The sequence below is a fragment of the Mesorhizobium amorphae genome (genome assembly GCF_014843845.1).
GTDB classification, from domain to species: domain Bacteria; phylum Pseudomonadota; class Alphaproteobacteria; order Rhizobiales; family Rhizobiaceae; genus Mesorhizobium; species Mesorhizobium amorphae_A.
On record NZ_JHQS01000024.1, the window covers coordinates 83,723 to 103,173 of the forward strand.

Annotated in this window: 16 protein-coding genes; 14 read left to right on the plus strand and 2 right to left on the minus strand. The window is 63.4% G+C overall.

Going from position 1 to position 19,451, the window contains the following annotated elements; all coding sequences use genetic code 11:
• Window positions 1-25: 25 nt before the first annotated feature.
• The 5 genes from DH08_RS13345 (at window position 26) to DH08_RS13365 (ending at window position 6,887) form a co-directional block, all read left to right on the plus strand.
• The gene (locus DH08_RS13345) at window positions 26-799 is read left to right on the plus strand and encodes an SDR family NAD(P)-dependent oxidoreductase (protein ID WP_192179740.1); all 774 of its coding nucleotides are present in this window, start codon (window positions 26-28) and stop codon (window positions 797-799) included.
• A 150-nt stretch (window positions 800-949) separates the two neighbouring features.
• Window positions 950-2,836 carry an ABC transporter ATP-binding protein gene (locus DH08_RS13350; RefSeq protein ID WP_428338302.1) on the plus strand — a complete coding sequence of 629 codons (1,887 nt, stop codon included), beginning with the start codon at window positions 950-952 and terminating at the stop codon, window positions 2,834-2,836.
• Window positions 2,836-4,728: an ABC transporter ATP-binding protein gene (locus DH08_RS13355; RefSeq protein ID WP_192179742.1), complete on the plus strand. Its 1,893-nt coding sequence runs from the start codon at window positions 2,836-2,838 to the stop codon at window positions 4,726-4,728. The genes DH08_RS13350 and DH08_RS13355 overlap by 1 nt, the downstream gene beginning before the upstream one ends.
• Entirely contained in the window at window positions 4,725-5,216 is a 492-nt protein-coding gene (locus tag DH08_RS13360; RefSeq protein ID WP_345892386.1) for an SDR family oxidoreductase, read from the plus strand. Before DH08_RS13355 ends, DH08_RS13360 begins: the two co-directional genes overlap by 4 nt.
• 174 nt (window positions 5,217-5,390) lie before the next feature.
• Window positions 5,391-6,887, plus strand: coding sequence for an HAL/PAL/TAL family ammonia-lyase (locus DH08_RS13365; protein ID WP_192179743.1), 1,497 nt, complete (start codon window positions 5,391-5,393; stop codon window positions 6,885-6,887).
• Window positions 6,888-7,321: 434 nt separating this feature from the next.
• On the opposite strand, the gene DH08_RS13370 is transcribed toward DH08_RS13365, so the two are convergent.
• Complete coding sequence (locus DH08_RS13370) at window positions 7,322-7,582, minus strand: DUF1127 domain-containing protein (protein WP_192179744.1); 261 nt, start codon at window positions 7,580-7,582, stop codon at window positions 7,322-7,324.
• A 229-nt stretch (window positions 7,583-7,811) separates the two neighbouring features.
• Between DH08_RS13370 and DH08_RS13375 the strand changes: the two genes are divergently transcribed.
• Window positions 7,812-9,329 carry a winged helix-turn-helix domain-containing tetratricopeptide repeat protein gene (locus tag DH08_RS13375; RefSeq protein WP_192179745.1) on the plus strand — a complete coding sequence of 506 codons (1,518 nt, stop codon included), beginning with the start codon at window positions 7,812-7,814 and terminating at the stop codon, window positions 9,327-9,329.
• Window positions 9,330-9,386: 57 nt separating this feature from the next.
• Here the strand turns inward: DH08_RS13375 and DH08_RS13380 are convergent, their stop codons facing one another.
• Window positions 9,387-9,779, minus strand: coding sequence for a GFA family protein (locus tag DH08_RS13380; RefSeq protein WP_192179746.1), 393 nt, complete (start codon window positions 9,777-9,779; stop codon window positions 9,387-9,389).
• A gap of 195 nt (window positions 9,780-9,974) precedes the next feature.
• On the opposite strand from DH08_RS13380, the gene DH08_RS13385 reads away from it, so the two are divergent.
• The 8 genes from DH08_RS13385 (at window position 9,975) to DH08_RS13420 (ending at window position 19,447) form a co-directional block, all read left to right on the plus strand.
• On the plus strand, window positions 9,975-11,621 hold the full coding sequence (locus tag DH08_RS13385; RefSeq protein WP_192179747.1) for an ABC transporter ATP-binding protein: 1,647 nt from the start codon (window positions 9,975-9,977) through the stop codon (window positions 11,619-11,621).
• 272 nt (window positions 11,622-11,893) lie between these two features.
• Complete coding sequence (locus DH08_RS13390) at window positions 11,894-12,382, plus strand: MarR family winged helix-turn-helix transcriptional regulator (protein ID WP_192179748.1); 489 nt, start codon at window positions 11,894-11,896, stop codon at window positions 12,380-12,382.
• Window positions 12,379-13,098 carry an SDR family NAD(P)-dependent oxidoreductase gene (locus tag DH08_RS13395; RefSeq protein ID WP_192179749.1) on the plus strand — a complete coding sequence of 240 codons (720 nt, stop codon included), beginning with the start codon at window positions 12,379-12,381 and terminating at the stop codon, window positions 13,096-13,098. The genes DH08_RS13390 and DH08_RS13395 overlap by 4 nt, the downstream gene beginning before the upstream one ends.
• 2 nt (window positions 13,099-13,100) lie before the next feature.
• Entirely contained in the window at window positions 13,101-14,432 is a 1,332-nt protein-coding gene (locus DH08_RS13400) for an NAD(P)/FAD-dependent oxidoreductase (RefSeq protein ID WP_192179750.1), read from the plus strand.
• A 58-nt stretch (window positions 14,433-14,490) separates the two neighbouring features.
• On the plus strand, window positions 14,491-16,161 hold the full coding sequence (locus tag DH08_RS13405) for a peptide ABC transporter substrate-binding protein (RefSeq protein ID WP_192179751.1): 1,671 nt from the start codon (window positions 14,491-14,493) through the stop codon (window positions 16,159-16,161).
• A gap of 102 nt (window positions 16,162-16,263) precedes the next feature.
• Window positions 16,264-17,214: an ABC transporter permease gene (locus tag DH08_RS13410; protein ID WP_192179752.1), complete on the plus strand. Its 951-nt coding sequence runs from the start codon at window positions 16,264-16,266 to the stop codon at window positions 17,212-17,214.
• 11 nt (window positions 17,215-17,225) lie between these two features.
• Entirely contained in the window at window positions 17,226-18,113 is an 888-nt protein-coding gene (locus DH08_RS13415) for an ABC transporter permease (protein WP_192179753.1), read from the plus strand.
• A gap of 11 nt (window positions 18,114-18,124) precedes the next feature.
• Entirely contained in the window at window positions 18,125-19,447 is a 1,323-nt protein-coding gene (locus tag DH08_RS13420) for an NAD(P)/FAD-dependent oxidoreductase (RefSeq protein WP_192179754.1), read from the plus strand.
• The last annotated feature ends 4 nt before the right edge of the window (window positions 19,448-19,451 follow it).

The following is a 19,451-nucleotide window of genomic DNA, read 5'->3' on the forward strand; positions in this document are numbered from 1 at the left end:
GGCATCGGAATTGGGGAGCAGGACGATGTACCAGGCTCGTTTCAGGGTGGACAACGAGGTCGCCGTGGTGACCGGCGGTGGCCGCGGTATTGGCCTTGCCTGCGCGGATGCGCTTGGCGAGGCGGGCGCTTCGCTGGTGATCATCGAACCGGACGAGCAGGTCGGCAGCGCCGGAAGGGATGAGCTGATCGCGAAAGGTCACAAGGCCGAACTTGTGATCGGCGACGTGACCTCGTCGGCAAGAGTGACCGAGATTGCCGACATGCTGGCTGCCCGAGGAACGCCGGCTTCGATCCTCGTCAACAATGCCGGCATCGGCAGCAGCGGCATTTCACTGGAGGATGTGGACGACGAATTGTGGCTACGGATGATGGACGTCAACATCAACGGCGTCTTCCGGTGCTGCCGCGCGTTCGGCAGGCACATGATCACCGCCCGGCATGGCTCGATCGTCAATCTCGGATCGATGTCCGGCACGATCTGCAATCGGCCGCAGCCGCAGACGCCCTACAACGTCTCGAAAGCGGCCGTCCATCATTTGACCCGCTCGATCGCCGCCGAATGGGCGCCGCATGGCGTGCGCGTCAACGCTGTTGCGCCGACCTACATCGAGACGCCGATGGTTCTGGCAATCCCGGAAAACAAGACGCGGATCGAGGCCTGGCTGCGAGACACGCCGATGGGCCGGATGGGGCAGGCGCATGAAGTCGCAAGCGCCGTGCTGTTCCTCGCCTCCGATGCGGCCAGCCTGATGACCGGCGCCGTCGTGCCTGTCGATGCCGGGTTTACTTGCTGGTAGGACGGCGGCACCCGAAATTCTTCGCGGTCGGCTCGATGCTGCATCCGCGTCCCAGGCACAGTGCGATGCCGCCATTGGCACCTGAACGGTCAAGTCGGGCAAGCGTAACATCCCGCTATCTAATTGAGTCTGCTTCATTCGTCCGGGCTAATGCTCGGATTGGTTTGGATACTTTCCTTGAATACGCAAGCCATCGGCAGCGCACCGGAGCGCGGCAAATCGTTTGCCCATGTGGCGGAAGCCTCGTGGGGCAAGGGTCTTAGCACCCTGCTCCGCATCGTGCGCATGACGCTGCGCCATCCCTGGCAGGTCGCGATCACCATCGTCTCGACCTTCATCGCCGCGACGCTGCAGCTTTTCATTCCGCGCCTGCTGGGACGCGCCATCGATCAGGCGCAGGGCGTGATGGCCGCGGGTGCCGGCACCGCGGCGGAGAATGCGCTGTGGAGTACGGCGCTGACGCTGCTCGTCGTCAGCATCCTGCGCGGCCTCTTTACCATGGCGCAGAACTACTTTGGCGAGGCCGTCGGCCACCAGACCGGCTATGAACTGCGCCTGGCTTTCTATGAGAAGATCCAGCGCCTGAGTTTTTCCTTCCACGACCGGGTCCACACCGGCGACCTGATCACGCTCGGCCTGCTCGATCTCGACGGCGTGCGCATGTTCTTTTCCACCGGCATCCTGCGCGTGGTGCTGCTCGGCGTGCTGATCGGCGTCGGCGCCTATCTGCTGATCAGCACCGATCTCGTGCTCGGGCTGCTCAGCCTGAGCTTCGTGCCGTTCGTCGCCTGGCGGTCCTCGGTCACCCAGCTGGCGTTGCGCAGTACCTGGCTGACTTTGCAGCAGCGGCTGTCGGTGCTGAGCCGGGTGATGGACGAAAACCTCGGCGGCATCCGTGTCGTGCGCGCCTTCGCGGCGCAACGGCATGAGTTGCAAAAGTTCGACCGCGCCAAGCAGGATGCGCTGGACCTCGCAACCGAGCGCGTCGACATCCGCGTCAGCAACACCAGCGCCATGAACTTCTCGTTCCTGGCCGCCATGGGCCTGGTGCTGTGGTTCGGCGGCCAGAAGGTGATAGCAGGCCAGATCAGCGTCGGCACGCTGGCCCAGTTCCTCACCTTCATGACCATCCTGCAGATGCCGGTGCGCCAGCTCGGCCTGATGGTCAATTCGTTCGCCCGCGCCTCGACCTGCGGCACGCGGCTGTTCGAACTGCTCGATGCCGAACTCGATATCGAGGATGCCCCCGATGCCAAGGACCTCGTCATCACCGACGGCGTGCTGCGTTTTGACAATGTCGGCTCCCGCTACGCGGGCGCTAGCCGCCCGACGCTGTCCGGCATCTCCTTCGAGGCCAGGTCCGGCGAGACCATCGGCATTGTCGGTCCGCCCGGCAGCGGCAAGTCGACCATCGCGCATTTGATCCCGCGCTTCTACGACGTGACTTCAGGCGCGATCACCATCGACGGCCAGGACATCAGCAAGGTCACGCTGCAATCGCTGCGCAAGGCGGTCGGCGTCGTACAGCAGGACGCGTTCCTGTTCACCACTTCGATCGAGAACAACATCGCCTATGGCAATCCGTGGGCGCGCGAGACCCGCATCGGGCAGGCCGCCGAATACGCCCAGCTGCACAACTACATCATCGGCCTTCCCGCGGGCTACACCACGGTCGTCGGCGAACGCGGCGCGTCGCTTTCCGGCGGCCAGCGGCAGCGCCTGACCATCGCGCGCAGCCTGATGCTGCGGCCATCGGTGCTGGTCTTCGACGATTCCACCGCAGCCATCGACGCCGGCACCGAGCAGCGGATCCGGGCGGCGATGAAGCGCTTCGCCAAGGACCGCGTCACGCTCATCATCTCGCACCGGCTGAGCTCGCTGATGCATGCCGACCAGATCCTGTTCGTCGAGGGCGGCCGCATTGTCGAGCGCGGCACGCATGAGGAACTGCTGGCTCTCGGTGGACGCTACCGCGCGCTCTACGACCTGCAGCTGCGGCCGGACGACGACCGGCCCGCGGCCACGGGAGCCGCCTGATGTCGACACAGAACGACGACGAGAAGGAAGACACCAGCGGGCGGCCGACAAAGGCTGTCGTCGGCTCGCACCGCGACGAGGAAGAGGTTTTCGGCAAAGCCTACGATCCGCGTATCGTGCGGCGTATCTGGAGTTTCGTAAAACCCTATCAGGGCCGGATTTTCATCTCGGTCGCCGCGGTGCTGGTGTTCACGCTGACGCAACTGGCGATCCCGCTGGTCATCCGCTACGCCATCGACCATGGCATGGCGGCGGGCAGGCTCGACCGCTCGGTGATGATCTCTGCGACCGGCGCCTTCGCGGTCATCATCCTCATCAACTATGCCGCCAGCTATGTGCAGGAGAGCGTCGTCGGCAAGGTGGCCGAAAATGTGCTGTCCGACCTGCGGCGCGCCATGTTCAGCCATTTGCAGCGGGTGTCGTTGAGCTTCATGGACAAGACCGAGGTCGGGCGGCTGATGTCGCGCCTGCAGGGCGACGTCAATTCGATGCAGGAATTCCTCGAGACGTCGGTGATGTCGGTGGGCGACATCGTGCTGTTGTTCGGCATCGTCAGCGTGCTGCTTTGGCTGGATTTCCGGCTCGGGCTGTTGACGCTGTCAACCATGCCGGTGCTGTTCATCGTGCGCCTGTTCTGGCTGCCGCGCGCCAAGCTCGCCTTCATGGCGGCGCACGAGACCAACTCCATCGCCAACGGCGCGCTGGCCGAAAGCATCCATGGCGTGCGAACGGTGCAGAGCCTCGAACGCCAGCATGTCAATTTCGACCTCTATGACGAGAAGGTGCTGGCCAATCTCCGCGCCCATCTTCGGTCGGCGAAATACGCGCAGGTGATGGTGCCGATCGTCGACACGCTGACCGGCATCGCCATGGCGACGGTCATCGTCGTCGGCGGCTCGATGGTGCTCTCGCACAGCCTCGACGTCGGCATCATGGTGGCGTTCCTGTTCTACATCCAGCGCTTCTTCGACCCGATCCGCTCGCTCACCATGCAGTACAGCGTCATGCAGCGCGCCATGGCCTCCGGCCAGCGCATCTCCGAAGTGCTCGACGTGCCGGTTGACGTCAGCGACAAAGACGGAGCGGTCAAGCTGTCGCGCGACATGGACGGCTCGGTCGAATTCAGGAACGTCACCTTCGGCTATAGGCAGAACCTGCCGGTGCTGAAGAACGTTTCCTTCCGCGTCAATCCAGGCGAGACCGTAGCACTTGTCGGCCCGACCGGATCGGGCAAGTCCAGCTCCATGGCGCTGGTGCATCGCTTCTACGATGTCTGGTCGGGGCAGGTCCTGGTCGGCGGACATGATGTCCGCGACCTGACGCAGGATTCGCTCGGCGAGCAGGTGGCGATGGTGCTGCAGGAGCCGTTCCTGTTCTCCGGCTCGGTGCTGGAGAACATCCGCTATCACAAGACCGGCGCGACCCGAGAAGAGGTGGTGCGCGCCGCCCAAGCCGTCGGCGCGCACGACTTCATCGAGCATCTGCCTGACGGCTACGATACCGAACTAGAGCAGCGCGGCGGCAATCTCTCGCTCGGCCAGCGCCAGTTGATCAACTTTGCGCGGGCGCTGGTGGCCGACGCCAAGATCCTGGTTCTCGACGAGGCCACGGCCAGTATCGATTCCTACACCGAGATGTTGATCCAGAAGGCGCTGGTAAAGCTGCTCGAAGGCCGCACCGGCCTGGTCATCGCGCATCGGCTGGCGACCATCCGCGGCGCGGACCGCATCATCGTCCTGCAGAACGGCGAGATCGTCGAAAGCGGCAACCACGAGCAATTGATGGAAACAAAGGGCCTCTACGCCCGCCTCTACAACATGAACTACGCTTCGTTCGACGATATTTCAGAAGGCGAGATGGAGCTGGACGCGGTGGTCGGCAAGGCGACGTGATTGGCGGCGGTTTCGGCGGCGAGATCGCGACGCCGATGGACACCGACATCGCCATCTTCGACAAGGTCATCACCATCAATGCGCGTGGCGCGCTGCTGGTCACCAAATATGCGACGCAGCAAATGGTCCGCATCGGCAAGGGCGGGGCGATCGTCAACGTCTCCAGTCAGGCAGCACTTGTCGCGCTCGAGGGGCACATTTCCTACGGCTCCTCGAAGGCGGCGCTCGAAAACATCACGCGCTGTTCGGCTCTGGAGCTGGGCAAATACGCAATCCGAGTCAACAGCGTCAACCCAACGGTGGTCAGGACGCCGATCTCGTCCGGCCACTGGAGCCAGCCGCATGTCGCCGAACCTTTTCTCAAGCCTCTCGGCCGGTGGGCGACAGAGGACGAAATCGCCGGCCCGATCGTGTTCCTGCTCAGCGACGCGGCCTCGATGATCACCGGCATTTCGCTGCCCATCGACGGCGGTCATACCTGCCAATGAGGCCCATGGCAGGCTGATCCCCGAGACCGAGAGCATCGGCAATCGCCATGATTGCGGCTGCACTCTTCCTGCGCCGCCGCAAGGCATTTCACAGCCTTCCGGCGCAGAAGCCATCCATGGAATACGGCGACCGCGCCCATTTCCTGAACGTCAATCATAGGATACATGCAGGGCATGACGCTCAGAATGATAATGCTCGATGCCAAGCCGTTCGGCGCGGCGGATGTCGCCGAGATCGCACGTCGCAACGCCCGCCTGGTGTTGGGCGAGGAGGCGATGCGCCGCATCCGCGCAAGCCGCGCCGTCATCGAGCGTCTCACGCAACTTGGCAAGCCGATATACGGCGTCACCACCGGCCTTGGCGCCTGTGTCGATACGCCGCTCGCGCAGGCCGATCTGATCGCCTTCCAGCATAGCGTGCCGCTCAGTCACAGCATGGGCATCGGACCGGCTCTTCCGATCGAGGCGGTGCGGGCAATGATGGTGGCGCGCATCTCGGGCATGGCCGCGGGCGGCACCGGCGCCTCCGAGCGTGTGGTCATGGGCCTTGTGGCGGCGCTGAACGCCGGCGTCCACCCGGTCATCCCCGCCTGGGGATCGATCGGGGCGGCGGACCTCGCACCTCTCGGCCATATGGCGAGGGCTCTGCGCGGCGACGGCGAGGTGGAGTTCCAGGGCAAGGTCATGCCGTCCGCCGAGGGGCTGGCGCTTGCCGGGCTCGAGCCGCTCGACCTGCGCGAGAAGGACGGCCACGCCATCATCGTCGCCAACAGCCTTTCGACTGGAACGGCCTGCCTCTACCTCGAAGACGTCGCTCACCTCATCGACTGGTCGATGGCCGCGGTGGCGCTCAACTACGAGGCATTCCGTTCATCGCTGACGGCAATCGACGAGGACGCACTGTCGGCGCGACCGGCGTTCGGCCAGCGCGAGATCGGCGCGCGGCTGCGGGCGGAGCTCGAGGGGAGCGGGCTGTGGAAGGAGAATGCGGCGCGGCGCATCCAGGATCCGCTCAGCTATCGCTGCGTGCCCCAGGTGTGGGGCGGCCTGCTCTACGCGTTGGAACAGGCCAGGCTGGCGACGGAGATCGAGCTGACTCATTCCGGCGACAACCCGGTCATCCTGCCTGCTGCCGAACGGATCATCTCGAACGGCAATTTCGACCTTACGGCGTTGACGCTGACCTGGGAACAGCTCGGCCAGGCCCTCGCGCATTGTGCGGTGGGCACCGCCAACCGCTGCATGAAGCTGATGTCGCCGACGGTGGCGGAACTGCCGCGCTTCCTGTCGGCCAGGGGCGGCAGCCGCCAGGGTTATGCCGAATTGCAGAAACCCCTTGCCGGCCTGGAGGCCGAGATCCGGCATCTGGCCAATCCGATGTCGCTCAGCCCGCTTGCCGTTTCGGACGGCATCGAGGATCAGTCGTCGATGGCGCCACGCGTGGTGGCCAAGACGGCCGAGATCATCGAGCGCCTGCGCTATCTCGTTGCGATGGAATTGATCTTTGCGGCGACGGGCGTGGAACTGCGCGGTGTCGTCGACAGCATGGGCGAAGGGCCGCAACGCACTTATGCAGCCGTGCGCGCGCTCGTCAGCCCGCTCGACGACGACCGCGAAATGAGCGCCGATATGACGCGCATTGCCCGGATGGTGGCGGGCCCACGGCATTGAGCCGGCGTCCTAGTAGGCCTTGAAAGCGCCCGCGTCCGCTCGTGCATCCACGTCGGTGATCAACATGTGCCCAGGCGACACGGTGATCGAGATCGCCAGCGGCGCGAAACGGTGATGCAACCCCCGAAGCTGGGTGTGAAAAATGCGGTCATCGTCTTCAGGGCCGAGCGGCCGATAATGGCTCAGGCGCGCCAGGCAGGTATCGCGATAGTCGATGATGCGGCCGTCGCCGAACCACTCTTCGAGGACGCGAACAACCGGATCTTACATCGGCCAGCAGATGTTCTCGCCGGTCGTTCGCCATCTCGTCCGGCACGGGCTCACATAAGGCCAAAACCCGCGGTCGTGCTTCAATTCCCGATTTGGCAGCGAACCTCGATGCGAACGCGCGTGCGAGCCTGGCGCCGCGATCCAGCGTCTTTGCAGCATTCGTCTCATCCTTGCCAGAAGGGCTTGGCGAGCTCTGCCTCGACCTGCCGTTTCGTCAGGCCGATATCGTCGATCAAATGAGGATTGTCCTTCGACATTTGCTCAAGTTCCCAACGAAAGCGCATCCGCTCGCGCCAGGTCCGATCGCGCCAGGTCGCGACAATGCTTCGCAGGGTCGTCAGGTGCCGGCGCGGCATTTCCGCCAGCCCAACGGGCGTTCCCGGCCGCGCCGCCTGATGCGGGGCCGATGCAAGGGTATCGTTCATGGCAACCTCCATATGGCTTGAGGGTCTGGGACCCACGATTTGAAAGAGGTTGAATTCTGCCGAATGCGAACGCCGCCGTAATTAAGCCCTCCCAAATAGTTCTCAAAACTTCCAAACGGGGTTAGAGCAGTTCGCCGGTTCACGGAACCGGCGAACTGCTCTAACTCTTTGTTTTGACGCAATTCCGGACGCAAAACCGCTTCACACTTTTTCTGGAATTGCTCTATAGATGCGCCGTATGCAGGGAGAACGCTTTGCCTTTGGTCCGTTCGTGCTTGATTCCGGTGCGGGAACGCTGCTTCGGAACGATGTCCCCGTTGCCGTTGGCTATCGCGGGCTAAAGCTGCTTGCGGCGCTCGTCGGACGGCCCGGCGAGATCCTGGGCAAGGCCGAGTTGATGGACGCGGCGTGGCCGGGCACGGCCGTCGAGGAAGGCAACCTCACCGTCCAGATCGCGCAGCTGCGCAAGCTGCTTGGTCCGCCCGCCGACGGCGGTGAATGGATATCAACGGTTCCGCGCGTCGGCTATCGCTTCACGGGGGTCATCGAACAGCTCGGTGGCGCGAAGCGAAAAGCTTTGCCGCTGCCCGCGAAACCATCGATAGCCGTGCTGCCTTTCGTAAATTTCAGCAACGATCCCGAGCAGGACTCCTTCGCGGATGGGTTGACCGAAGACCTGATCACCGACCTGTCCAGGATCTCCGGCCTGTTCGTCATCGCCCGCAACTCGACCTTTGCCTACAAGGGAAAGGCGATGGACGTGCGCGAGATCGCTGAGGACCTTGGCGTGCGCTATTTGCTGGAGGGTAGCGCAAGACGCGCCGCGGGGCGGGTGCGCATCAACGCCCAGCTGGTCGACGCGGTGAGCGGTGAACATCTATGGGCGGAACGCTTCGATCGCAGCCTGGAGGATATTTTTGCCGTTCAGGACGAGGTGACGGCCAAGATCGTGGAGGCGTTGCTTGGCCGGCTGCGTGCGCCGCCGCCGCGCAATCGCCCCAGAAATCTCGAGGCCTACGATCTCTGCGTGCGGGCGCGCAAGCTGATCGACGATTCGCCGCAGACGGCGCGGGAAGCGCATCTGATGCTGACGCGCGCGGTATCGCTCGATCCGGATTACGCCGAGGCCTATCGCTGGCTTGCCATGAACCACTGGATGGGATGGGTGCATTGGGGCGAACCCATCGAACCCAATCGTAGCGTTGCTCTGGAACTGGCGCGCAAGGCTGTAGCGATCGATCCCAACGATGCCGGCTGCCATTGGGTGCTGGCCAATTTGCTTGCATATGAGCATAGCTTCGCCGAGGCGGATGCGGAATTTGCCAGGGCGTTCGAGCTCGACCCGAACGAGGCCGACGCCTGGGCGACATTGTCCGACATCGAGGTCTTGGGCGGGCGGCTCGAGGAGGGCCTCGAGCACATTCGCAAGGCGTTCCGGCTGAACCCGTTTCCGGCAAGCTGGTACTATCTGACGCTCGGCCAGGCGCAATATGCGGCGCGCGACTACGAAGCCGCTGTCGAAACACTGCGCAGGGACGAGACCTATCGCACAAGCTCACGCCGTTTCCTGGCGGCAAGCCTTGCGCAACTCGGCCGGCTCGACGAGGCGCGCGCAGAGGTCGAAATGTTCCTCGTCGGCAATCCGCATTTCACAACCCGCCACTGGGTCTGGACGGAGCCATTCCGCGACGCTGCGACGCTTGAGCATTTCGTCGATGGCTTCCGCAAAGCCGGCCTTCCGGAGTGACACGCCGGCGCTATCTTCCAACCGGCCATTCGATCCGAAGGCTGCCGGTCGTGCCGCCTACTCCTCAAAGCGACTCGTGGCGTCACGGTCGCGCTCGTATCGTCTCGTGAGCGGAAACGGCGGCAACCAGGACTCGCGACGAACGGTCCAGAGTTCATAGGTTGGCGTCAGTTGGTCAGGGGCATCCAGGGATCCAAGGTGCACTTCGATTTCGTCCCCGGTGCGTGCGAAGACGGACGAGCCGCAGCGGGGACAGAAAAACCGCCCGGCGTAGTCGCGTGTTTCGCCCTCGATCGTCACCGCATCCTGAGGGAACACTGCTGCAGCATAAAAGAGGGCGCCATGATGCTTGCGGCAGTCGAGACAATGACAAATGCCGACCCGGTATGGACGTCCCGACGCCACAATTTTGACGTTGCCACACAGGCAACCGCCGGTGAATCGGTCCATGCTACGTCTCCTCCAAGATCAGGCGGCCAGAATGGCTACAACGAGCAGCACTGTCATTGCAATTGCCCGCTGCGGGCGGAGACGCGCCGCCTCGACAGAGCAACAACGCTCAATCTTGCAAATGCGGGCTTGCGCTATCGGTGGGAGGTGCGGCTAGTATGCGCAGCCTGATCACTGGATTTCGAGAGGCCAGCCATGCCGCCGAGCGAAACGACTTCCCGCGAGCCGAGTGAGCAAACTGTTCTCTCTGTTCAAAACCTGACCGTCCGCCTGCCCGCAAACATGGAGCGTGAGAACGCTGTCGAAAACATAACCTTCGACATGCGCAAGGGCGAGATGCTCTGCATCGTCGGCGAGTCCGGCTCCGGCAAGTCGGTCACAGCAAATGCAATCATGGGCCTGCTGCCGTCTTCGGTGCGGATTGCGCGGGGAAGCATCCGGTTCAAGGGGCACGATCTCGCCAGCGCCGGGGAAGGTGTGATGCGGAGCCTGCGCGGCCGTTCGGTCTCCATCATCTTCCAGGATCCACTTTCGGCGCTCAATCCGCTGATGACTGTCGGCCAGCAGGTGGCGGAGGTGATGGAGGCACACAAGTCCGGCACCTCGGCGACCCGCGTCAAGGCGGTGGTCGACCTGCTTGGCGAAGTCGGCCTGCCGGAGCCGGAGGTCCTGCGGCACCAATATCCGTTCCAGCTCTCCGGCGGCCAACGCCAGCGCGTCATGATCGCCATGGCGCTGGCGCTCGAGCCCGATCTTTTGATCGCCGACGAGCCGACGACGGCTCTCGACGTCACCACCCAGGCGCAGATTCTTGCCCTGATCCGGCGGCTGCAGCGCGAAAAGAACATGAGCGTCATGTTCATCACGCACGACTTTGGCGTCGTCGCGGAAATCGCCGATCGCGTCATCGTCATGGAAAAAGGCGCGATGGTCGAACAGGGCACCGCCGCCGACGTGCTTGGCAATCCAAGCCATCCCTACACCAGGCGACTGATCGCCGCCGTCCCGCATATGATTGAGAACGAAACGAAGGCGCGTGACGATGCGCCGATCGTGTTGGAGGTGCAGAAACTCGACAAGACCTACCGGCCGGGCATCGGCTTCTTCTCGCGGTCCCGCATCGTGCACGCCGTCAAGCAGGTCAGCTTCGAGGTTCGCCAGGGCAGAACGCTCGGCATCGTCGGCGAGTCCGGTTCGGGAAAGTCGTCGCTGGGCCGCGTCCTGCTGAAACTCCTGGACAGCGACGGGGGCAGCATCCTGTTCGACGGCAAGGATATAGCGGCGCTTTCAGACTCCGAGTTCCGGCCGATGCGGCCGCACATCCAGATGATCTTCCAGGACCCGTTTGCCTCGCTCAATCCACGCCAGACGATCGCCAAGATCCTCACCGTCGGCCCGATGGCGCACGGCCTGTCCGTCAAGGAAGCGCGCGCGAAGGCGCTGCAATTGCTGCATCTGGTCGGGCTCGACGAGGGTGCCTATGGCCGCTTTCCGCACGAATTCTCGGGCGGCCAGCGCCAGCGGATCGGCATCGCCCGGGCCCTGATGATGGACCCCAAGGTTCTGGTCGCCGACGAGGCGGTCTCAGCCCTCGATGTCTCCATCCAGGCGCAGATCCTCGATCTGCTGGCGAGCATCCAGGAGGAAATGAAGATCGCCATGATCTTCATCACGCACGACCTGAGGGTGGCAAGCCGCATCTGCGACGAAATCCTGGTGATGAACCGCGGCGAAGTCGTGGAGTGCGGCCCGCCTTCGCAGATATTCCGGTCGCCACGTCACCCCTATACGAGGCTATTGATCTCCGCCATTCCCGGCAAGGAATGGGTCCCCGCCGCCTGAGCCGACGACGACGCCGAAGATCTCCTGACCTTCCCTGAGCCATGAATGGCCGCGCTGGCAAAGGCGCGGCTGCAAGTCTGTTCTTCGATCGGGTCGCCGACGCGTGCCCGTCCAGGTCTGCTGTCGAGCAGAATAGTTGCGTTTGTCCACTAAAAGTAGTTGCATTTGTCCACTACCCGCTCAATCATGCCTGCGAAGACCCTCGACAACCCCGGATGGGGCTGCGGCGATCTCGATGAAGGCTGCCCACAACAGTCTCTGGAGAGTGTTCGATGCCGGTGAAGAAGAAAGGTCCACCCTATCCCGTCGAGACCGTCGGGCTGGATGTCCTTGAAGACACGTTGAGCTTCTACATCCGCAGCATCAACATAGCGCTTTCGCGCGATCTCGATGACCGCCTGGAAGGTCTCGATGTTGCCCGGGGAACGGGCAAGATCACCACCCTGCTGCTTGTCGACAGCCATCCAGGAATACGGCCCTCGGTCATCGCGCAGCTCATCATGCGCGATCGCTCCGCCATGGGCAGGCTGGTCGACCAGATGATCGATCACGAACTGATCACGCGTCAGGCCGCGCCGGACGACGGACGCGCACAGGAACTCCACATCACCCAAAAGGGGGCAGACCTCGCCCGCAAGGTGCGCAAGATCGCCACCAAGCAATCCAGCGATTTCTTCGCCGATGTGCCCGAGAAAGACCAGAAGCGTCTGCTGGACATATTGCGACGCGTCTACCGCCGCACCGCGGGACTCGACCAATGACGGACCCCACAGCACGCCGAGCCGGCCAGCGTGTGGCGCTCGTGTCCGGTGCCAGCCGCGGTATCGGTGCGGCTTGCGCGCGGCACCTGTTTGAAACGGGTTGGACTTTGTCGCTGGGCATGCGCAAACCGGTCCAGCCCGACTGGGCCGATGCCGAGCGCGTCCGCGTATTTGCCTACGATGCCGCGGACGCCGGCAGCGAACGGGCATGGGTCGACGGCACCATCCATGCCTTCAACCGGATCGACGCGGTTATCGCCAGCGCCGGCATCATGATCCCGAAGTCGGTCATCGACGCCGACGACGCGGATCTCGATCTCATGTTCGAGATCAACGTCAAGGCGCCGCGCCGTCTGGTACGCGCATCGTGGGCATCGCTTGCGGCGAGCAGCGCGGGCCGGGTGATCATTCTCGCCTCGCTCTCGGGCAAGCGGGTCAAGTCCGTGACGGCAGGTTCCTACTCGATCTCCAAATTTGCTGCCGTCGCGCTGTCGCACGGCATCCGGCAAGCGGGGTGGGACCTCGGAATTCGCGCCACGGCCGTCTGTCCCGGTTTCGTCGCCACCGACATGGCCCGCGGCGTCACCGATCGCGCCGATGCCTTGATGACCGACCCGGATGACCTCGCCCGCATCATCGGGCTGCTTCTCGATCTGCCCGACCATGCGAGCGTCGCCGAATTTTCCATCAATTGCCAGCTTGAGGAGTCCTACTGAGCATGCCCGGACCGTTCGTCGTCCCCGTTCATGGAGATACCGAGCTGCCAAAGGAGGTGGACTGCGTCGTCATCGGCGGCGGTATCATCGGTACCTCGACGGCGCTGGAGCTGGCCGAGAGAGGCCTGCGGGTGGCCCTGTGCGAGAAGGGCGGCATCGGACAGGAACAGTCCAGCCGCAACTGGGGCTGGGTTCGTATTTCCCGCCGGGATCCACGCGAGGTTCCGCTGATGGCGGAAGCCCTGCGGATATGGGCGAGGCTCTCCGAACGGACGGGACGAGACACCGGCTACGCCCGGGCCGGAATTGTCTTCACCTGCGCGGACGACAAGGAATACGACCAGCACGAACGCTGGGGTCGCCATCTCGAAGGCTATCAGTTCGAGTCGCGAATGATCGGCGCCGGCGAATTGCGTGACCTCCTCCCCGGCTCCAATCTCGATGTCAAAGGAGCGCTCTACACACCTGCCGACGGCCGCGCCGAGCCGCAGAAAGCCGCGCCTGCAATCGCCGAAGCCGCACGCGAACGCGGCGCCGCCATACTGACGGAATGCGCGGTGCGCGGCGTGGAGACGACGAACGGCGCCGTCTCGGGCGTCGTGACCGAGCGTGGCTTCATTGCCTGCAAGGCGGTCGTCCTTGCCGGAGGGGCGTGGTCGAACCTGTTTTGCGGAACGCTTGGTCTCGACCTGCCGCAGTTGAAGGTCATGAACACGGTTCTTCGCACGACCCCGGTCGAGAACGGACCGGACCAGGCCGTGTGGGCTAACAACTTCGCCATACGCAAGCGCCAGGACGGTGGCTACACCGTCGCCTCCAGCATGAGCAATCTCGTCGACATCGTGCCGAACTCATTTCGCTATGCGCGCGATTTTCTTCCGGCCTGGAAGACGGAGTGGCGATCGCTGCAATTCCGCCTGGGCGGCCGTTTCCTTGACGAGGCAAGGATGCCGACTCGCTGGGCGATGGATGAGGCGAGCCCCTTCGAATACTGCCGCGTGCTCGATCCCAAGCCTTCCAAGAAAAGCTCGGAGCGCGTTCTTGCAAATGCCCGCAAGGCATTTCCGGTTCTGGAAAAGGCAGAAGTGGCTCAGCGCTGGGCCGGCTACATCGACGTCACGCCCGACGCCGTCCCCGTCATTTCGGCCGTCGACGACGTTCCCGGCTTTCATGTGGCGACCGGTTTCTCGGGCCATGGTTTCGGCATCGGGCCCGCGGCAGGCAGGCTGATGGCGGACATCGTCACCGGGCGGCCACCGATCGTCGATCCCAGGGATTTCCGGTGGTCGCGGTTTTCGGACGGATCGAAGGTCGCACCGGTCACTGGATTATAAGCGCTCCGACAAGAGAGCGTGACGCAGCGAAAGTGGAACACTAAAAAAGGAGCCTCCAATGTCAGACAAGAGCAGCAGCACTACCTTTCGACCAACGCGTCGTCAGGCGCTTGGAATGGCAATCGCCGGTGCCGCCGGCCTGACCATGCCAAGCCTGACGGGAGCAGGCAGGGCCCTCGCGGCAACGCCGCCGAGCGAGCCCAAGGGACAGGTGATCGTCGGCTTTTCCCAGGAGCCCACCGTCTTCAACCCGCATTTGCCGCACATCGAGGTCGACGAAGGCATCCACTTCAGTGTCTTCGATCCGCTTTTCGGCGTCGATCCCAAGGGCAATTTCTTCCCCGCGCTCGCCAAGGAGGTGCCGACCGTCGAAAACGGCGGCATCTCTGCCGACGGGCTCGAGTGGCACGTCAAGCTGCGCGACGACGTGAAATGGCATGACGGACAGCCGTTCACCGCCGAGGACGTCAAGTTCACGCTCGAACTGCTGGTCGACCCGAAGTTTCGCAGCTGGCGACGCGCCGGCCACGAACTTGTCCAGGATCTGACGGTCGTCTCGCCAACCGAGATCAAATGGAAGATGAAGGAGCCTTACGCGCCCTACCCGTCGATCCTGGCCGCGACCTTCATCGTTCCCAAACATGTGCTCGGTGCGGCGGAGGACAAGAACACCGCGCCGTTCAACAATGCCCCGATCGGCACCGGCCCGTTCAAGTGGGTGGAACGCATGGCCGGCGACCATATCGAACTGGCCGCCAACACCGACTACTTCGCCGACGGCCCCTACCTGAAAAGCCTGATCTACAAGTACATTCCGGATCTGACCGTGCTCTACACCCAGTTCAAGACCGGCGACATCGACGTCATCGGACTGCAGTGGATCACGGCCGACCACTATGAGGAAGCCAAGGCATTGAGCGGCACCGCGGTCACCGTCATTCCCGCCGCCACGATCGAATCGCTCAGCTTCAACATGGAGCGCCCGCAGTTCAAGGAACTCGCCGTTCGTCAGGCGCTGTACCATGCGCTGGACAAGAAGACGATCATCGACGCCCTCTACTACGGGCTGCCGGCCCCGACCGAAACCTACATGCCGCAGCAGTCCTTCTACTACAATCCCGATTTGCCGAAGCAGGAATACGATCTGGACAAGGCAAAGAAACTGTTGGACGACGCCGGCTGGGTTCCTGGCGGGGACGGCATCCGTGTCAAGGACGGTGTTCGCCTCTCGTTCAAGAACTCGACCACGGCGGGTAATCATATCCGCGAACAGGCGCAGCAGTTCATTCAGCAATCGTATCGCGACATCGGCGTCGAGGTGGTGATCTCCAACCTGCCGCCGGCGGTGATGTGGGGCGACTACTGGATGAAGTCGGAATTCGATTCCGTCGTCGTCGGCATCAACTTCCTGACGGGCTCCGATCCCGACACTTCGGACTACCTCAGCTCGAAGTCGATTCCGGCCAAGGGCGGCTCCGGCCAGAATACCTGGCAGTATGCCAGCCCAGAGGTGGACAAGCTGCTTGATACCGGCGGTGTCGAATTCGTGCCGGAGCAACGCAAGCAGGCTTACCTGAAAATCCAGGAGACCGTGCGCAACGACCTGCCATTCCTGCCGATGTTCCAATACGCGACGGTCCGCGGACACAAGTCCGGTGTCGAAGGCGTCGTGCCGAACATCAATGTGCGCATCGACTCCTGGGACGTGGCCACCTGGTACTGGGCATAGAAGCACAAAAGACGCCGGGCCGGCAATGACCGGCTCGGCCTGCGTGGCCGCGCCTCTCTGGCGCGCCTGTAACCGACGGACAGCAAAACGGAGACAACCGGCATGCTTCGCTATCTGCTGGGACGCTTCTGGCAAAGCCTCGTCCTGCTCCTGCTGGTTTCGGTGATCGGCTTTGCCGTCCTGAATCTGGCTCCGGGCGGACCGCTCTCGCAATTCACCCTGACGCCAGGGATGACACAGGCCGATCTCGATCGCATCGCCTCGCAAATGGGACTCGATCGACCTCTTCCCGTCCAGTACATCGACTGGCTGGCACATCTGCTACGCGGCGACTGGGGGCGTTCCTACCGGGACGGCAGGCCCGTGCTCGACATCATCTGGGAGCACCTTGTCGCGACATTGCTGCTGATGGGTGTATCGACCGCGATCGCCATTCTTGTCGGCACCTGGATCGGAGTACTGGGCGCGCTCAGGCGATATTCGATCTTCGACTATGCCGCGACCGTCGGCGCGATGGTGGCGCTGTCGATCCCGACATTCTGGTTCGGGTTGATCGCGATCTACATCTTCTCGCTACGGCTCAGATGGCTGCCGGCCGGCAACATGTACACGATCGGCGATGGCTCGCTCGGCGATTACGCGATCCATCTCATCATGCCGAGCGTCGTTCTTGCGCTGGTCAATATCGCCGTGTGGAGCCGCTACATGCGCACCGCGACGATCGACGTCATCAGCCAGGATTTCGTTCGAACGGCCCGGGCCAAGGGGCTGAGTTCCCGACGCGTGTTGCTTCGCCATATCCTCGGCAACGCCCTGCTGCCGATGATCACCCTGCTGGGGCTGCAACTGCCGACAATACTGGGTGGCGCATTGGTGACGGAAACGGTCTTTACCTGGCCCGGCATGGGGCGGCTGTTCCTCGATAGTCTCGGCTACAGCGACTACCCCGTCGTGATGGGCCTGCTGATGATGTCCGCAGTCCTCGTCCTGGTCGGCAATCTGGCCGCGGACCTCACCGTCGCATTCGTCGATCCGCGCATTCGATTGAGCTGAGGAACGAAGAGATGACCCAGTCGGATTTCCTCATCCCCACCCACACCAGGCAACGCTGGTGGCATAGCCGCAGCGTGCGCCGATTCGCCCGTCATCGACTGGCGATGTTCGGCCTGGTGATGATCATCGTCCTGGTCCTCGCCTGCGTCTTCGGACCTTGGCTGCTGCCCTTTGACGATCTCTACATCGACCTGCGTGGCCGATTCTCGCCGCCGTTCACGGGCTATCATTTCTTCGGCACCGATCCGCTTGGACGTGACATCGCGGCGCGCCTGTTCATGGCCGGCCGCATTTCGCTCCTGGTCGGCTTCGCTGCGATGGTCATCAGCACCGTCTTCGGAACCGTGCTCGGGATTGCTGCCGGCTTCTTCGGCGGCCGCATCGGCACGGTGCTGATGCGTTTCGTCGACGCGATGCTGTCCTTTCCCAATATCTTCCTGCTGCTGGCGATGGCAGCCTTCATCAAGCCGAGCCCGATCATGATCACCCTGATCATCGCGGCAACGAGCTGGATGGAAATCGCGCGCATCGTCGAGGCGGAAGTGCGTTCGCTGCGCGAACGTGACTTCGTCGTCGCCGCCCGCATGCTCGGGCTCAGCAACAGCCACATCATGTTTCGCGAGCTGCTGCCCAATGCGATCGGCCCGATCATCGTCGCGGCCACGCTTACCGTTGCCCGCGCCATCCTTCTGGAGGCCTATGTCAGCTTCCTCGGCTACGGCATCCAGCCGCCGCTGCCTAGCTGGGGGAACATGTTGAACGGCGCCCAGCAATATCTCGACAGCGCGCCGTGGCTGGCAATCGTTCCCGGCGCCGCGATCACCCTGGCGGTCACCAGTTTCAACTTCATCGGCGACGGGTTGCGCGATGCGCTCGACGCGCGAAGCGACATGCTGTGAGGCCGTCCGGCATGGCAAGGTTTTCGCCATTTGAAGTCTCGCTCTGGTATGCGACCGCAGCGCCGCCACCAAAGACCGGCCCACTGCGAGGACGCAGGCGCGCGGATGTCTGCATCGTCGGCGGCGGCTACACCGGCCTGACCACCGCACTCGATCTCGCCCGTGACGGCATCGACGTGGTTCTGCTCGAAGCGCAGGAGATCGGCTTCGGCGGCTCGGGGCGCAATGCCGGCCACTGCACGCCAACCTTCACTCATTACAGCCTGCCCGAACTGCGTGCCATGCTGGGCGAGCCATGGGCCGAAAGGCTGATCGCCCGGCAGACCGGGGCCAACAGTCAGGTCTCAGGGATGATCGAGCGCTACGCCATCGATTGCGAATGGCAGCAGAACGGCTACGTCATGGGTGCGCTTACGCCCGGCGGCGTCGCCAGGCTCGAAGCAAAGGCGCAGCAGTACAATGCAGTCGGCGCCAAGACGCGGGTGCTCGACGGGCAGGCGAGCGAGGAGATGACCGGCAGCCCGCGATATCATGGCGGCTGGTTTCATGCCGAGGCTGGTCACCTCAATCCATTGGGATACGCAAGAGGCTTGGCCCGCGCGGTCATGGAGGAAGGTGGCACAATCCACACGGGCTCGCCGGTCCGCGATGTCCTGCGGCAGGATGGTGCCTGGGCAGTGCATGCCGGCGAAGGAGCCGTCGTCGCCGACAAGGTCATCTTTGCGACCGGCGCCTACACCGTCGACGGATGGCCCGGCCTCGACCAGAGCTACAGGATCCAGAGGGTCTTTGTCGCAGCCACCCAACCGCTGACCGCAAGCGAACGCCAAACCATCCTGCCGCGCAACACGACGATGCATGACGGCCGCGGCGACATCTTCGTCTACAAATACAACGCCGAGGGACGCATCGTCGCCTCGATGTTTCCGATGGGCCGGCGTGGAAGCGACATGGCGTTCACCCACCGGCTCATGTCCGATCGCCTGCGCTGGCTCCATCCGCAGCTCAGCAGCGACCCGAGATGGGAGTACTTCTGGTTCGGCGAACTGGACATGCAGAAGCGCACCATCCCGCGTCTCTACCAACTCGCGCCGGGCGTCGTCGCGCTGACGGGCCTGTCCGGCCGCGGCGTGCCGACCGGAAGCATGCTTGGCGGCATACTGGGCGAATGGGCGAAGGGAGTGCCGGAAAAAGACCTGGCACTGAAGCTCGAGCCGCTGCGACGGGCACCCTTCTTCATGTCCTTCGCACCCACCGCCATGTTGCGATACTATCGCGTCTCGGACTGGATCCGGGCAAAGGCCAGCGGGTCTCCACTCCCACCCCACGCTTAGCAAA